Raw genomic sequence first — 15,724 nt, 5'->3', positions numbered from 1 at the left:
TTTAGTTTATAATCAGGTTTTTATTGGTGATACCTTCATCTGTAAAAATACTTATTATATAGTTGCCTGATTGAATTCCTGCTACATTTAAAATGGCTTCGTTGGTTTTGTCATGTGTTTTTGAAAGAACCATCCGTCCGGTAGTGTCGTATATCGAAATGTTGTTTATAGATAGAGGTGATGAAACTGTGACTACATTTATTGCAGGGTTTGGGTAAATAATCAAATCGGATTGATTAAATTGGGATATTCCGAGTTCACATGTTTCAACGAGTTGATAGGTAACGAATGGATGGTCTATTTCCCATTCTGAGTAAGGTAATTGTGCTGTCTGTGCGGCCTCTTCATTGTCAATTTCAATACATACAGTATTATTTACACCTTCAGGCGACCATCCTGGATAAAGGCCAATATCTATGTACATATCCGGGCTATTAGATCCGTTGCGAAGATTTATGATTTCAAGTTCATAGCAATCAAACGCCCTTATAGTATTTATATTTGGATTAGAAGACAGGTTAAGAACATGAATTGTATTGAAAGGGCCTACATCACCGCCTGTGCCAATGTCGATGATTTCCAGTAGGGAGTTGGCTGACAGGTCAAGCTCCGATATTTCATTAGTGCCGCATCTTAACTCTTTAAGTTGCAGATTTTGGGTTACATCCAATTCTGTAATTTGGGTAAAGTATACGCCGAGTCGCTCTAAAGCAGTAAAATCCTGTATTCCGGTCAGATCAGAGATATTATAATTGCTAAGATCTTCAATTGAAATTATGGTAACTGCCGCTGCATCGCTTGTGAGCATCTGGCCGTTGATAGTCCCGTCGCTGTCTATATTATTGTCTATTAACCAATCTTCAAAAGCAGGATCGGGTATAGCTGTAATTTGTGAGAAAATAAAGTTGCTTATAAGTAAGGCAGGAATTAGTAGGTATTTTTTTTTCATTACGTTGATTGTGCTTGATGTTTCGGTTGCAATTTACAATTTTAATCATCAGTAGGGGCATTCCTGCAATTTTTTGAATTGGATAGTCATTTGAATTAATTTCAAATTTATAATTCATAATCCAAAATAATAAATTAAGTTTGCACCCTTAATGAGAGGAGGTGTTATACTATGTTAATTATACCAATTAAAGACGGAGAAAATATCGATAGGGCGCTTAAGCGTTACAAACGTAAATTCGACAAAACGGGAGTTGTTCGTCAGCTAAGGCGTCGTCAGGCGTTCATCAAGCCATCTGTATCAAGAAGGGTTGAAATCCAGAAAGCAGCTTATATCCAAAACATGCGTAACGAACTAGAGAACTAGTAGTTTTTTTGGATCAAAATAATAAACCGTTGCCGGCAAAAGTCTAACTTTGCAGGTAACGGTTTTTTTTATGGTTGACAGCAAGCAGGCATATCGGGATTATCTTCAGAAGGAAAAAAACTATTCCATGCTTACCCTGCGCGCTTATCTGGACGACATTACAGCTTTCGAACTCTTTATTAAGGAGCAGGATGAAGGCGCTATACTCGAACAGGCAAACTACAGCCAGGTGCGGTCCTGGATCGTACAATTGGTAGAAAGTGGAATTTCGAACAGCTCTGTCAACCGGAAAATGTCCTCCCTTAAATCTTTTTATAAATTCCTTCTCAAAGTCAGGCAGATAGAAGTTAGTCCGCTCCAAAAACATAAAGCGCTTAAAACCGAAAAAAAGATGCAGATCCCTTTTTCGGAAAAAGAACTGCAGGATGTTGTCGACTTTAATGAGTATCCTGATGATTTTGAAGGTATACGGAACAGGCTTATCATCGAGTTGTTCTATACCACTGGCATGCGCCGCGCCGAACTTATCGGCCTGACCCTTGGCAGTTACGATTCCGGCAACCAAACACTTAAAGTACTGGGCAAACGAAACAAGGAGAGGATACTGCCGGTGCTGGACTGTACGGCTGTGCTTATCCGGAAATACCTGGCTGAAAGACAGCGCCTTGCTGGTATTAACGACAGGGATGTGTTAATTTTGAATGCCAGGGGGGATAAAATCAGCGAATCGTTTGTTTATAGGTTAATAAATTGTTACTTTAGTGTTGTCTCCGGTAAGGTGAAAAGGAGCCCGCATATATTGCGGCATACTTTTGCAACACATCTTCTTAATAACGGGGCAGATTTAAATTCAGTAAAAGAATTGCTGGGCCACGCAAGTTTGTCATCTACGCAGATATATACCCATAGCAGTCTTGCAGAGTTAAAAAAGGTGTATGGTGACGCTCATCCGCGCAGCAGAGGTGATTCTTAATTGTTTAACGATAAAAAGGTAATAATTATGAAAGTAAATGTTCATGCAGTCAACTTTAATGTTGACAGGAAACTGATTGGCTATGTTCAGGAGAGATTGGATAAGCTTGAAAAATATTATGATAAAGTAGTAACTTCCGATGTTTTTTTTAAGCTTGACAACACGAGTGATAAAGAAAATAAGATCGCTGAAATTAAGATAGCGGTGCCGGGAGACGAATTTATAGTCAAAAAACAATGCAAATCATTTGAGGAGGCGGTAGAACTTGCGGCAGAATCGATGGAACGTTTACTAATGAAAAGGAAACAAAAAATCAGGGCTCATTCATAATGAGAAAAAAAATATCAAAAATGTTTTGATTAAAAAATAAAATCTATACATTTGCAGTCCGTTAGAAATAGCGGACTTTTTTATTATAAGATGCCGGTGTAGCTCAGTTGGCTAGAGCAGCTGATTTGTAATCAGCAGGTCGTGGGTTCGAGTCCCTCTATCGGCTCAGATATTGTTTTCGATAAGCAACTGAAAAGTAAAAGGTTAAGGAGGGGAGATACTCAAGCGGCCAACGAGGACGGACTGTAAATCCGTTGGGAAACCTTCGCAGGTTCGAATCCTGCTCTCCCCACAAAACTTTTGTTTTGAATGATGAATTGTAAATGTTGAAAGATTGCCGGACAGGGAATTTAAAATATAGCATTCGAAATTTAAAATAAATAGAGGTTGCCGGTGTAGCTCAGGGGTAGAGTGCTTCCTTGGTAAGGAAGAGGTCACGGGTTCAATTCCCGTCATTGGCTCAAGTTTAGAATTTGAACACTAATTATATAACTAAGATTAAATTATTAAATCATGGCAAAAGGAAATTTTGATCGTTCCAAGCCCCACTTGAATATTGGTACAATTGGGCACGTAGACCACGGAAAAACAACTTTAACAGCAGCTATTACTAAAGTTTTGGCTGATGCAGGTTATTCTGAAGCGAAATCATTTGATCAAATTGATAACGCACCTGAAGAAAAAGAAAGGGGTATTACTATTAATACGTCACACGTAGAATATGCTACCGCTAACCGTCACTATGCGCACGTTGACTGTCCAGGTCACGCGGATTACGTTAAGAACATGGTTACAGGTGCTGCCCAGATGGACGGTGCTATCCTTGTTGTTGCTGCTACAGACGGACCTATGCCACAAACACGTGAGCACATCCTTCTTGGTCGCCAGGTAGGTGTTCCCCGTATGGTTGTTTTCATGAACAAAGTGGATATGGTTGACGATGCTGAGCTTTTAGAGCTTGTTGAAATGGAAATCCGTGACCTTCTTTCTTTCTATCAGTATGATGGAGATAACGGTCCGATAATCCAGGGATCTGCTCTTGGTGCACTTAACGGTGAGCCAAAATGGGTTGATACTGTTCTTGAGCTAATGGCTGCGGTTGACAATTGGATCGAAATGCCAACACGTGATATCGATAAGCCTTTCCTTATGCCGGTTGAAGACGTATTTACAATCACTGGTCGTGGTACTGTTGCAACAGGCCGTATCGAGGCAGGTATTGCTAATACTGGAGATCCGGTTGAGATCATTGGTATGGGTGCTGAGAAGCTTACTTCTACTATTACAGGTATCGAAATGTTCCGTCAGATCCTTGACAGGGGTGAGGCTGGAGATAATGCAGGTATCCTTTTGAGGGGTATTGCTAAAGAAGATATCAAAAGGGGTATGGTTATCGTTAAGCCGGGATCAGTTAAGCCACACGCTCACTTCAAAGCTGAGGTTTATATCCTTAAAAAAGAAGAAGGCGGACGTCACACTCCATTCCATAACAACTACCGTCCTCAGTTCTACGTTCGTACAACTGACGTAACAGGTACTATTTCTCTACCTGCAGGTGTTGAGATGGTTATGCCAGGTGATAACCTTACTATCGACGTACAATTGCTTAGCTCTATCGCTCTTAGCGTAGGTCTTCGTTTCGCTATCCGTGAGGGTGGCCGTACAGTAGGTGCAGGTCAGGTTACTGAAATTCTTGACTAATTATTTTTAAATAAATAGAAAGCCAGCGGGTGCTTCTGCATCGGCTGGCTTTTAACAAACGGGCGTAGTTCAAGGGTAGAATAGCGGTCTCCAAAACCGTTGATGGGGGTTCGAATCCCTCCGCCCGTGCAAAACAGGAAATACAATGAAAGTTACCAATTATATATCAGAGGCGTTTGGCGAGCTAAAAACAAATGTTACCTGGCCTGAGTGGGCAGAGGTACAGCGCCTTACTATTATTGTTGCGGTTTTTTCGGTATTATTTGCCCTGATCACCTTCGGTGTTGATAAAGGCTTCGAAGTCCTTGTGGCAAAAGTGTACGGTTTCTTAAAAAACTAATTTTATAATGATGACTGATAACAATGTCAAAAAGTGGTATGTCGTTAGGGCGGTAAGCGGTCAGGAAAATAAAGTTAAGAACTATATCGAAACCGAGATCAACAGGCTGGGTATGGCAGATTATGTTTCCCAGGTGCTGGTGCCTACCGAGAAGGTAGTACAGGTTCGCGAAGGGAAAAAAATTAGCAAAGACAGGGTTTATTTTCCTGGATATGTGATGATAGAGGCTAACCTTACTGGTGAAATACCCCATATAATAAAGTCTATAGCCGGTGTTATCGGTTTTCTTGGAGAAACAAAAGGAGGCGATGCAGTTCCATTGCGCCTTTCTGAGGTAAACAGGATGCTTGGTAAGGTAGACGAACTGTCTGTTAAGACTGACAATGTTTCGATACCATTTACGGTAGGTGAGACGATCAAGGTAATAGACGGACCTTTCAACGGCTTTAACGGTACGGTTGAAAAGGTAAATGAAGATAAGCGTAAACTTGAGGTAATGGTGAAGATCTTCGGAAGGAAGACCCCGCTGGAACTCAGCTTTATGCAGGTTGAAAAAGTATAATTTTTGTTACACTTATTATAAATCACATCCTCGCTTCCAATTGAAGATGTGCTAAATCTTTTAAAGAAATGGCTAAAGAAATTAGTAAAGTAGTTAAACTACAAGTTAAGGGAGGTGCTGCGAATCCGTCGCCACCGGTTGGACCTGCTTTGGGAGCTGCGGGCGTTAACATCATGGAGTTCTGTAAGCAGTTTAATGCCAGGACTCAGGATAAGCCCGGCAAAGTTTTACCAGTACAGATTACTGTGTACAAAGACAAATCTTTCGAGTTTGTTGTTAAAACGCCACCGGCTGCTATACAGCTGATGGATGCTGCCAAGCTAAAAGGTGGTTCGGGCGAGCCGAACCGTAAAAAAGTTGCAAGCGTTACCTGGGATCAGATCAGGGCTATCGCAGAAGACAAGATGACCGACCTTAATGCTTTCACAATTGAGAAAGCAATGAGTATGATTGCCGGTACAGCAAGGTCTATGGGTATAACCGTATCAGGAGCAGCTCCTTTTTAATCGTAAAAAGAAAACGAAATGGCAAAATTGACAAAAAAACAGAAAGAGGCTGCTTCAAAAATTGAGAAGAACAAACTGTATTCTTTGAAAGATGCTTCTGCATTGATCAAAACAGTTGCTTCTGCAAAATTTGATGAGTCTGTTGATATCGCAGTACGTCTGGGTGTAGATCCAAGAAAAGCGAATCAAATGGTAAGGGGCGTTGTGGCGCTTCCTCACGGAACAGGTAAAGATGTAAGGGTTCTTGCCCTTGTAACTCCTGATAAAGAAGCTGAAGCTAAAGCTGCGGGTGCAGACTTCGTAGGTTTAGATGATTACCTTCAGAAAATTAAAGACGGCTGGACAGATGTTGATGTTATCATCACCATGCCTGCGGTAATGGGTAAACTTGGTCCTTTGGGTAGGATACTTGGTCCTCGCGGACTAATGCCGAACCCTAAGACTGGTACTGTTACTATGGAGGTAGGTAAAGCTGTTCAGGAAGTAAAAGCCGGTAAAATCGACTTTAAAGTTGATAAAACAGGTATCGTTCATGCCGGTATAGGAAGAATTTCTTTTGATGCTGACAAGATTACGGAGAACGCTCACGAAATTATTCAAACATTAATCAAATTGAAACCAACTGCAGCAAAAGGCCAGTATATCAAGAGTATCCATCTCTCTTCTACTATGAGCCCTGCTATTGCTTTAGATCCTAAAGCGGTATAATTGGTAGTTAAAAAGTTTTTATTATGACCAAAGAAGAAAAATCAAGAGTTATTGAAGATTTAACTGCACAGTTGGCCGGTACTAATGTTGTATATGTTACAGATATTTCCGGGCTTAATGCTGAGAATACTTCAAACTTAAGAAGGGCTTGTTTTAAAGCAGGCATCCAGCTTTCAGTTGTTAAGAATACCCTGCTTGAAAAAGCAATGGGAAGCCTTGATAACAACTATGGCGAACTGCCTTCTATCCTTAAAGGAAGCACTTCTATAATGATTGCAGAGAACGGCAACGCTCCTGCGAAGATCATTAAGGAATTCCGTAAGAAATCTGATAAGCCGGTATTAAAAGGCGCTTACATCCACGAAGCAGTATTCATTGGCGACAACCAGCTTGATGCCCTTGTATCACTTAAATCGAAAGATGAAGTTATCGGAGAGATCATCGGTCTTCTTCAATCTCCTGCCAAAAATGTTATTTCTGCTCTTAAATCAGGCGGAAACACGATTGCAGGACTTGTTAAAACGTTATCTGAAAGGTAACACCACCGCGAGAACGCACTTAATAAATTATATATTACAAACTATTTAAAACGATAGAAAAAATGGCAGATTTGAAACAATTCGCAGAACAACTAGTTAACCTTACTGTTAAAGAAGTTAACGAACTAGCTACAATATTGAAAGATGAGTATGGAATCGAGCCTGCAGCTGCTGCTGTAGTTGCTGCTGGTCCTGCTGCTGGCGGAGATGCTCCTGCTGCTGAAGAGCAAACTGAATTTACAGTAGTTCTTAAAGATGCTGGTGCTTCTAAACTTGCTGTAGTTAAAGCTGTAAAAGAACTTACAGGACTTGGACTTAAAGAAGCTAAAGACCTAGTTGACGGAGCTCCTGCTAACGTTAAAGAAGGTATCTCTAAAGATGAGGCTGAAGGTCTTAAAAAATCTTTGGAAGAAGCCGGAGCTGTTGTTGAGCTTAAATAAGCTTACATCGGTTTGAAAACCCAGGTTTAGGCCTTGAGAAGAACTCTCAAAGGCCTAAACCATTTTTCGTATAATAACATTTTATACGTTTTTATCTAAATTATTTTAATCAAAATTTTGTCCATTGATGATAACAAATCAGACTGAAAGATTAAATTTTGCCTCAACAAAAAACATTCCTGATTACCCGGACTTCCTTGACATTCAGGTAAAATCCTTTAAGGATTTTTTCCAGCTTGAAACCAAATCAGATGAAAGAGGCAACGAAGGTCTTTATAACACCTTCATGGAAAACTTTCCGATTACTGACACAAGAAATCAGTTCGTATTGGAGTTCCTTGATTACTTTGTTGACCCGCCAAGATATACAATTGAAGAGTGTATAGACAGAGGGCTTACCTACAGTGTGCCGCTAAAAGCAAGGCTGAAACTGTATTGTACAGACCCCGAGCATGAAGATTTTGAAACAATTGTGCAGGATGTGTATTTGGGAACGATCCCTTATATGACGCCTAGCGGTACCTTTGTTATTAACGGTGCTGAACGTGTGGTTGTATCCCAGCTTCACAGGTCGCCCGGAGTTTTCTTTGGCCAATCTTTCCATGCAAATGGAACTAAATTATACTCTGCAAGGGTAATTCCTTTCAAAGGCTCATGGATTGAGTTCGCTACCGACATCAACAGTGTTATGTATGCGTACATCGACAGGAAGAAAAAGCTTCCTGTTACTACACTTTTCAGGGCTATTGGTTTTGAAAGGGATAAGGACATCCTTGAGATATTTGACCTTGCTGAAGAGATCAAGGTTTCAAAAACAGGTCTTAAAAAATATATTGGCAGGAGGCTTGCCGCGCGTGTATTGAATACCTGGCACGAGGATTTCGTGGATGAGGATACAGGCGAGGTGGTTTCTATTGAGCGTAACGAGATCATATTAGACCGTGACACCATCATTGACAAAGACAATGTTGAGGAGATCATCGATTCTAACGTGAAAACGATACTGCTTCATAAAGAGGATAATAACCAGGCAGATTATGCTATTATCCACAATACATTACAGAAAGACCCTACTAACTCTGAGAAAGAAGCTGTAGAGCACATTTACCGTCAGCTGCGTAACGCAGAACCGCCTGATGAGGAAACGGCTCGTGGCATTATAGATAAATTGTTCTTCTCTGACCAGCGTTACAACCTCGGCGAGGTGGGACGTTACAGGATGAACAAAAAACTTGGACTTGACATCCCGATGGAAAAGCAGGTGCTTACCAAAGAGGATATCATTACCATAGTAAAATACCTTATCGAGCTTATCAACTCTAAAGCAGAGATTGATGATATCGACCACTTGTCGAACCGACGCGTAAGGACTGTAGGCGAACAATTGTCTGCACAATTCGGTGTTGGTCTGGCACGTATGGCAAGGACCATCAGGGAGCGTATGAACGTTAGGGATAATGAGGTGTTTACACCGATCGACCTTATCAATGCCAAGACATTGTCTTCGGTTATCAACTCGTTCTTTGGTACCAACCAGCTTTCACAGTTTATGGACCAGACGAATCCTCTTGCCGAGATCACGCACAAGCGTAGGCTATCGGCACTAGGGCCAGGAGGTCTTTCCCGTGAAAGGGCAGGTTTCGAGGTACGTGACGTTCACTATACCCACTACGGCCGCCTTTGTCCTATCGAAACGCCTGAGGGGCCAAACATTGGTTTGATCTCTTCGCTTGGTGTTTATGCTAAGGTAAACGGAATGGGCTTTATCGAAACGCCTTACCGCAAGGTAACCAATGGTGTGGTAGATTTGGAGTCAACGCCGGTTTACCTGAGCGCTGAAGAAGAAGAAGGCAAAATGATCGCACAGGCGAACATCGAGATGAACGATGACGGAAAGATCACTGCGGATAAAGTTATTGCCCGTGAGGAAGGTGACTTCCCGGTTGTTGACCCTACTGTGGTACATTATACCGACGTTGCGCCAAACCAGATCGCTTCAATTTCGGCTTCGCTTATCCCGTTCCTTGAACATGATGATGCGAACCGTGCGCTGATGGGATCGAACATGATGCGCCAGGCAGTTCCTCTTTTACGTCCCGAAGCCCCTATCGTGGGTACAGGATTGGAGCGCCAGGTAGCTTCTGACTCAAGGGTACTTATCAATGCCGAAGGCAGCGGTACTGTAGAGTATGTTGATGCCAACCAGATTACAATTAAATATGACAGGACCGACCGTGAGAGAAGCGTAAGCTTTGACACTGACGAGAAAACCTACCAGCTTATCAAGTTCAGGAAAACCAACCAGAGCACCAGCATCAACCTTAAGCCTATCGTGAGAAAAGGCGACAGGGTAAAACTGGGCCAGGTACTTTGCGAAGGCTATGCTACGCAAAATGGTGAGCTTGCCCTTGGGCGTAACCTTAAAGTGGCGTTCATGCCATGGAAAGGATACAACTTTGAGGATGCGATAGTGATCTCTGAAAAAGTGGTTCGTGACGATATCTTTACTTCGATCCACGTGGATGATTATTCACTGGAAGTAAGGGATACCAAATTGGGTAACGAAGAGTTGACCAATGATATCCCTAACGTAAGTGAGGAAGCGACCAAAGACCTTGATGAAAATGGTATGATCAGGATTGGTGCCGAGGTTAAACCTGGCGACATCCTTATCGGTAAGATCACTCCTAAAGGAGAATCGGATCCTACACCGGAAGAAAAACTTCTTCGTGCGATCTTTGGTGACAAGGCCGGTGACGTGAAAGATGCTTCATTGAAAGCTTCACCTTCACTTCATGGTGTTGTTCTTGATAAAAAACTGTTTGCGCGTGCCGTAAAAGACAAGCGTAAGCGTACTAAGGATAAAGATGATTTAGGAAAACTGGAGATGGATTTCGAAGTTAAGTTCAATGAGCTTAAAGAGAAACTTATCGACAAGCTGTTCAATATCATCAACGGAAAAACTTCGCAGGGTGTTATGAACGACCTGGGTGAGGAAGTATTGCCAAAAGGCAAGAAATATACCCAGAAAATGCTGTATGCTGTTGAAGATTTCGCTCACCTTACCAAAGGGCAGTGGACTACGGATGATGATACCAATGCAATGGTAAACGACCTTATCCACAACTATAAGATCAAACTGAATGACCTTCAGGGCGCCTTGAGGAGGGAGAAATTTACGATTACTGTTGGAGATGAGCTTCCGTCAGGAATCTTAAAACTTGCTAAAGTTTACATCGCTAAGAAACGTAAGCTAAAAGTGGGTGATAAGATGGCGGGACGCCACGGTAACAAAGGTATCGTTGCCAAAATTGTACGCCATGAAGACATGCCGTTCCTTGAGGACGGTACGCCTGTAGACATCGTGCTTAACCCGCTTGGTGTACCATCGCGTATGAACATCGGGCAGATCTATGAAACGGTTCTTGGATGGGCAGGTATGAACTTAGGAAGGAAATTTGCCACGCCTATTTTCGACGGTGCTACCCTTGACCAGATCAATGAGCTGACAGATGAGGCAGGAATTCCAAGGTTTGGACATACTTACTTATATGACGGCGGAACCGGAGAACGTTTCCACCAGCCGGCTACAGTAGGTGTTATCTATATGCTTAAATTAGGGCACATGGTAGACGACAAGATGCACGCACGTTCTATCGGACCGTACTCGCTCATCACGCAGCAGCCTCTTGGAGGTAAAGCGCAGTTTGGTGGACAGCGTTTCGGTGAGATGGAGGTTTGGGCTCTTGAAGCTTACGGTGCTTCGAGCACGCTGAGGGAGATACTGACTGTTAAATCGGATGACGTTATCGGAAGGGCTAAAACTTACGAAGCAATCGTTAAGGGAGAGACCATGCCGGAACCAGGCTTGCCGGAATCATTCAACGTATTGATGCACGAGCTAAAAGGCCTTGGATTAGACATCAGATTAGAAGAATAAATTTCTACGGGATGGCGCTTTTGGCGCTGTCCCTTCTATACTTTTTTAATAAATCGATAGATTACATATCATGACGAGATTAAAAGATAAAAATACCGTTAAAAGATTCAACAAGATTTCCATCGGGCTTGCTTCGCCGGAATCAATACTTGCTGAATCAAGAGGTGAGGTTCTTAAGCCGGAAACCATTAACTATCGTACACATAAACCGGAAAGAGACGGCCTTTTTTGTGAGCGTATCTTTGGGCCGGTAAAGGATTTTGAATGTGCCTGCGGTAAATATAAAAGGATCCGCTACAAAGGGATCGTGTGTGACCGATGCGGTGTTGAAGTTACCGAGAAGAAAGTTCGACGTGACAGGGTAGGGCACATCAACCTTGTAGTGCCTATTGCACACATCTGGTATTTCCGTTCGCTGCCAAACAAAATTGGCTATATCCTTGGCCTTCCGTCTAAGAAATTAGACATGATCATATACTATGAAAGGTATGTGGTTATTCAGGCAGGTATCGCTAAAGGACCGGATGGTGAAGATGCCAAAAGATTAGATTTCTTAACCGAAGAAGAGTACCTGAACATATTAGATACCCTTCCGCAAGATAATCAATACCTTGACGATAACGACCCTAACAAGTTTATCGCCAAGATGGGTGCTGAGTGTATTATGGACCTGCTTGCAAGGATAGACCTTGATGAGTTGTCGTATAACCTTCGCCACAGCGCTAATACTGAAACGTCTAAACAGCGTAAAACAGAGGCCCTTAAAAGGCTTCAGGTTGTTGAGTCGTTCCGTGAGTCGAACTTCAACAGGGAAAACCGCCCTGAGTGGATGATACTTAAGGTAATACCTGTTATCCCACCGGAGCTTCGCCCATTGGTGCCGCTTGATGGCGGACGTTTCGCAACTTCCGACTTAAATGACCTTTACCGTAGGGTGATCATCCGTAACAACCGTCTGAAAAGGCTTATGGAGATCAAAGCCCCTGAGGTGATCCTTCGTAACGAAAAGCGTATGCTGCAGGAATCTGTAGATTCACTATTCGATAATACAAGGAAAGCATCGGCTGTTAAAACAGAATCGAACAGGCCATTGAAATCGCTATCCGATTCATTAAAAGGTAAACAGGGACGTTTCCGCCAGAACCTTCTTGGTAAACGTGTTGACTATTCTGCACGTTCGGTAATCGTTGTTGGGCCTGAGATGAAATTGTTCGAATGCGGCCTTCCGAAAGATATGGCTGCCGAGCTTTACAAACCGTTTGTTATCCGTAAGCTTATTGAGCGCGGAATCGTAAAAACGGTAAAATCGGCTAAAAAGATAATTGACAAAAAAGAGCCTGTAGTATGGGATATCCTTGAGAATGTAATTAAAGGACACCCGGTATTGCTAAACAGGGCCCCAACCCTTCACAGGCTTGGTATACAGGCATTCCAGCCGAAACTTATCGAAGGAAAAGCGATCCAGCTTCACCCATTGGTATGTACGGCGTTTAATGCGGATTTTGATGGTGACCAGATGGCGGTACACCTTCCGTTAGGGCCGGAGGCTATTCTTGAGGCACAGCTATTGATGCTTGCTTCGCACAATATCCTTAACCCTGCAAACGGTGCTCCTATCACGGTACCTTCTCAGGACATGGTACTTGGTCTGTACTACATGACCAAAGAACGTTTGTCTACAGAAACTAATACGATTTTAGGGCAGGACCTTACATTCTATTCTGCTGAAGAAGCAAACATCGCTTTGAACGAAGGAAGGGTGGAGCTTAATGCACGCGTTAAGATTCGTGCTAAAGACTTCAATGAAGAAGGAGAGCTTGTTTACAAGATCATCCAGACTACAGCCGGAAGGGTACTCTTCAACGAAGTGGTGCCGGAAGCTGCGGGTTACATCAATGAGGTACTGACCAAAAAATCATTAAGGGATATTATCGGTAAGATATTAAGTGTTACCGACGTGCCTACAACGGCTGCGTTCCTTGATAATATGAAAGATATGGGTTACAAATTCGCTTTCAAGGGCGGTTTGTCATTCAGCCTTGGTGATATCATCATCCCTGAGAGGAAGCAGGAGCTTATTGCCGATGCCAACGAACAGGTAGAAGGTATCTCCATGAACTATAATATGGGTCTTATTACCAACAACGAGCGTTACAACCAGGTAATTGACGTGTGGACCTCTACCAACGCATTGCTTACAGAGCTTGCCATGAAAAACATCCGCGAAGACCAACAGGGCTTCAACTCGGTGTACATGATGCTTGACTCCGGGGCGAGGGGTTCGAAAGAGCAGATACGCCAGCTTACAGGTATGCGTGGTTTGATGGCTAAGCCTAAAAAATCAACTGCAGGTGGTGGTGAAATTATCGAGAACCCGATCCTTTCCAACTTTAAGGAAGGCCTTTCGATTCTTGAATACTTCATCTCTACCCACGGTGCCCGTAAAGGTCTTGCGGATACGGCCCTTAAAACGGCGGATGCGGGATATCTTACCAGGAGGCTTCACGACGTTTCCCAGGACGTTATCGTAAACTCTGTAGACTGTGGTACCCTTAGGGGCATCGAGGTTTCAGCGCTTAAGAAGAATGAGGAGATCGTTGAGACCCTTGGCGAAAGGATATTGGGCCGTGTGGCATTGCAGGATGTTATCAACCCATTGACAAGCGAAGTGCTTGTACATGGTGGTGAGCAAATAAAAGAGGCCGAAGTTAAAGCCATCAACGCAGCGCCGATAGAGAGGGTAGAAGTACGCTCACCATTGACGTGTGAGGCTAAAAAAGGTATCTGTGCCAAATGTTACGGACGTAACCTTGCTACCGGCAAGATGACGCAAAAAGGTGAGGCTGTAGGTGTAATTGCTGCACAGTCCATCGGTGAGCCGGGTACACAGCTTACCCTTCGTACCTTCCACGTGGGTGGTACTGCGGGTAATATTTCTGAGGAATCAAGCATTGTGACTAAATTCCACGGTAGGCTGGATATCGAAGACCTTAAAACCGTTAAGGGCGAAGATAACGAAGGCAATTCTGTTGACATCGTGGTTTCACGTTCTACCGAGCTTAAATTGGTGGACGAGAAAACTGGAATCCTTTTAACGACACATAATATTCCTTACGGATCGAGCATCTATGTTAAAGATGGCGATACTGTGGATAAAAATACTATTATATGTAAATGGGACCCTTATAACGGGGTTATCATCTCCGAGTTTACCGGTAAGGTAGCTTATGAAGATATCGAGCAGGGACAATCGTTCATGGTTGAGATCGATGAGCAGACCGGTTTCCAGGAGAAAGTAATCTCTGAGGCAAGGAACAAGAAATTGATCCCTACCCTATTGATATATGGTAAAGACAATGAGCTTATCCGCTCGTATAACCTTCCTGTTGGGGCCCACCTTATGGTTGACAACGGCGAGAAGATTAAGGCCGGTAAAGTTCTTGTAAAAATACCAAGGCGTTCATCAAAAGCAGGTGATATCACCGGTGGACTTCCAAGGATTACCGAGCTTCTTGAAGCACGTAACCCTTCGAACCCGGCTGTTGTATCTGAAATTGACGGTGTTGTTTCCTTCGGTAAGATCAAAAGGGGTAACCGTGAGATCGTTATCGAATCGAAATTCGGTGAGATCAAGAAATATTTGGTTAAACTTTCTAACCAGATACTTGTTCAGGAAAATGACTACGTTAAAGCAGGGCTTCCGCTATCAGATGGTGCCATTACCCCTGAGGATATCCTTAGGATACAGGGCCCATCGGCAGTACAGCAGTACCTTGTGAACGAGATCCAGGAGGTTTACCGCCTTCAGGGTGTGAAAATCAACGACAAGCACTTCGAGGTTGTTATCCGCCAGATGATGCGTAAGGTACAGGTTCAGGATCCGGGTGATACCCTTTTCCTTGAAGACCAGCTGATCCATACGTCTGACTTTATTGTGGAGAACGACAAGCTTTACGGAATGAAAGTGGTTGAGGATGCAGGCGATTCTGAGAACCTGAAAGCAGGGCAGATCATTTCTGCGCGTGAGCTTAGGGACGAGAATTCATTGCTGAAACGCAACGACAAGAATCAGGTTTCTGCAAGGGATGTAATTGCTGCAACAGCAACACCGGTACTTCAGGGTATCACAAGGGCATCGCTTCAAACCAAGTCGTTCATCTCGGCTGCATCGTTCCAGGAAACTACAAAAGTACTGAACGAAGCCGCTGTAGCAGGTAAAGTAGACGGGCTTGAAGGACTTAAAGAGAATGTTATCGTAGGACACAGGATACCTGCAGGTACAGGTATGAGGGATTACGACCACACTATCGTAGGTTCTACAGAAGAATATAATGAGCTGTTAACCCCGAAAGAGGAATATAACTATTAAT

13 protein-coding genes and 4 tRNA genes are annotated in these 15,724 nt (G+C 43.1%); 16 read left to right on the top strand and 1 reads right to left on the bottom strand.

Annotation, left to right across the window (positions count from 1 at the left end):
* Position 1: 1 nt before the first annotated feature.
* On the bottom strand, positions 2–949 hold the full coding sequence (locus AAEO56_RS03570) for a T9SS type A sorting domain-containing protein (RefSeq protein ID WP_341695652.1): 948 nt from the start codon (positions 947–949) through the stop codon (positions 2–4).
* Positions 950–1,120: 171 nt separating this feature from the next.
* Here AAEO56_RS03570 and rpsU point away from each other — a divergent pair, with 171 nt between their 5' ends.
* From rpsU to rpoC, 16 genes are all read left to right on the top strand, one after another.
* Complete coding sequence (rpsU, locus tag AAEO56_RS03565; protein ID WP_341695651.1) at positions 1,121–1,315, top strand: 30S ribosomal protein S21; 195 nt, start codon at positions 1,121–1,123, stop codon at positions 1,313–1,315.
* A 70-nt stretch (positions 1,316–1,385) separates the two neighbouring features.
* Positions 1,386–2,288 (top strand): tyrosine-type recombinase/integrase, encoded by a 903-nt coding sequence (locus AAEO56_RS03560; RefSeq protein ID WP_341695650.1) that lies wholly within the window; start codon positions 1,386–1,388, stop codon positions 2,286–2,288.
* Between the two features lie 27 nt (positions 2,289–2,315).
* Complete coding sequence (gene hpf, locus AAEO56_RS03555) at positions 2,316–2,618, top strand: ribosome hibernation-promoting factor, HPF/YfiA family (RefSeq protein WP_341695649.1); 303 nt, start codon at positions 2,316–2,318, stop codon at positions 2,616–2,618.
* Positions 2,619–2,710: 92 nt separating this feature from the next.
* Positions 2,711–2,784: transfer RNA gene (locus tag AAEO56_RS03550), tRNA-Thr, on the top strand.
* A gap of 45 nt (positions 2,785–2,829) precedes the next feature.
* A tRNA-Tyr gene (locus AAEO56_RS03545) sits at positions 2,830–2,910 on the top strand.
* 97 nt (positions 2,911–3,007) lie between these two features.
* Positions 3,008–3,079, top strand: a tRNA-Thr gene (locus AAEO56_RS03540).
* Between the two features lie 52 nt (positions 3,080–3,131).
* On the top strand, positions 3,132–4,319 hold the full coding sequence (tuf, locus tag AAEO56_RS03535) for an elongation factor Tu (protein WP_341695648.1): 1,188 nt from the start codon (positions 3,132–3,134) through the stop codon (positions 4,317–4,319).
* Between the two features lie 58 nt (positions 4,320–4,377).
* Positions 4,378–4,448 (top strand) — tRNA-Trp (locus AAEO56_RS03530).
* A 16-nt stretch (positions 4,449–4,464) separates the two neighbouring features.
* Positions 4,465–4,659, top strand: a complete 195-nt coding sequence (secE, locus tag AAEO56_RS03525) for a preprotein translocase subunit SecE (RefSeq protein WP_341695647.1) — start codon at positions 4,465–4,467, stop codon at positions 4,657–4,659.
* 10 nt (positions 4,660–4,669) lie between these two features.
* Positions 4,670–5,221, top strand: a complete 552-nt coding sequence (gene nusG / locus AAEO56_RS03520; RefSeq protein ID WP_341696070.1) for a transcription termination/antitermination protein NusG — start codon at positions 4,670–4,672, stop codon at positions 5,219–5,221.
* A 68-nt stretch (positions 5,222–5,289) separates the two neighbouring features.
* Complete coding sequence (gene rplK / locus AAEO56_RS03515; protein WP_341695646.1) at positions 5,290–5,727, top strand: 50S ribosomal protein L11; 438 nt, start codon at positions 5,290–5,292, stop codon at positions 5,725–5,727.
* Between the two features lie 18 nt (positions 5,728–5,745).
* Complete coding sequence (rplA, locus tag AAEO56_RS03510; RefSeq protein ID WP_341695645.1) at positions 5,746–6,435, top strand: 50S ribosomal protein L1; 690 nt, start codon at positions 5,746–5,748, stop codon at positions 6,433–6,435.
* 23 nt (positions 6,436–6,458) lie between these two features.
* Positions 6,459–6,974, top strand: coding sequence for a 50S ribosomal protein L10 (gene rplJ, locus AAEO56_RS03505; RefSeq protein ID WP_341695644.1), 516 nt, complete (start codon positions 6,459–6,461; stop codon positions 6,972–6,974).
* Between the two features lie 62 nt (positions 6,975–7,036).
* The gene (gene rplL / locus AAEO56_RS03500; RefSeq protein ID WP_108777917.1) at positions 7,037–7,414 is read left to right on the top strand and encodes a 50S ribosomal protein L7/L12; all 378 of its coding nucleotides are present in this window, start codon (positions 7,037–7,039) and stop codon (positions 7,412–7,414) included.
* Between the two features lie 127 nt (positions 7,415–7,541).
* Entirely contained in the window at positions 7,542–11,354 is a 3,813-nt protein-coding gene (rpoB, locus tag AAEO56_RS03495) for a DNA-directed RNA polymerase subunit beta (RefSeq protein WP_341695643.1), read from the top strand.
* A gap of 70 nt (positions 11,355–11,424) precedes the next feature.
* Entirely contained in the window at positions 11,425–15,723 is a 4,299-nt protein-coding gene (gene rpoC / locus AAEO56_RS03490; protein ID WP_341695642.1) for a DNA-directed RNA polymerase subunit beta', read from the top strand.
* The last annotated feature ends 1 nt before the right edge of the window (position 15,724 follow it).

It is taken from the genome of Flavobacterium arundinis (assembly GCF_038289855.1).
Taxonomy (GTDB): domain Bacteria; phylum Bacteroidota; class Bacteroidia; order Flavobacteriales; family Flavobacteriaceae; genus Flavobacterium; species Flavobacterium arundinis.
This window is presented reverse-complemented; position numbering and strand designations above follow the sequence as displayed.

Excerpts from the sequence above, each read along its gene's own strand:
- AAEO56_RS03560 (WP_341695650.1), top strand. The coding sequence starts at position 1,386 with ATGGTTGACAGCAAGCAGGCATATCGGGATTATCTTCAGAAGGAAAAA.
- hpf (WP_341695649.1), top strand. The coding sequence starts at position 2,316 with ATGAAAGTAAATGTTCATGCAGTCAACTTTAATGTTGACAGGAAACTG.
- rplJ (WP_341695644.1), top strand. The coding sequence starts at position 6,459 with ATGACCAAAGAAGAAAAATCAAGAGTTATTGAAGATTTAACTGCACAG.
- tuf (WP_341695648.1), top strand. The coding sequence starts at position 3,132 with ATGGCAAAAGGAAATTTTGATCGTTCCAAGCCCCACTTGAATATTGGT.
- secE (WP_341695647.1), top strand. The coding sequence starts at position 4,465 with ATGAAAGTTACCAATTATATATCAGAGGCGTTTGGCGAGCTAAAAACA.
- rplK (WP_341695646.1), top strand. The coding sequence starts at position 5,290 with ATGGCTAAAGAAATTAGTAAAGTAGTTAAACTACAAGTTAAGGGAGGT.
- rplA (WP_341695645.1), top strand. The coding sequence starts at position 5,746 with ATGGCAAAATTGACAAAAAAACAGAAAGAGGCTGCTTCAAAAATTGAG.
- rpsU (WP_341695651.1), top strand. The coding sequence starts at position 1,121 with ATGTTAATTATACCAATTAAAGACGGAGAAAATATCGATAGGGCGCTT.
- rpoB (WP_341695643.1), top strand. The coding sequence starts at position 7,542 with ATGATAACAAATCAGACTGAAAGATTAAATTTTGCCTCAACAAAAAAC.
- nusG (WP_341696070.1), top strand. The coding sequence starts at position 4,670 with ATGACTGATAACAATGTCAAAAAGTGGTATGTCGTTAGGGCGGTAAGC.
- rpoC (WP_341695642.1), top strand. The coding sequence starts at position 11,425 with ATGACGAGATTAAAAGATAAAAATACCGTTAAAAGATTCAACAAGATT.
- rplL (WP_108777917.1), top strand. The coding sequence starts at position 7,037 with ATGGCAGATTTGAAACAATTCGCAGAACAACTAGTTAACCTTACTGTT.
- AAEO56_RS03570 (WP_341695652.1), bottom strand. The coding sequence starts at position 949 with ATGAAAAAAAAATACCTACTAATTCCTGCCTTACTTATAAGCAACTTT.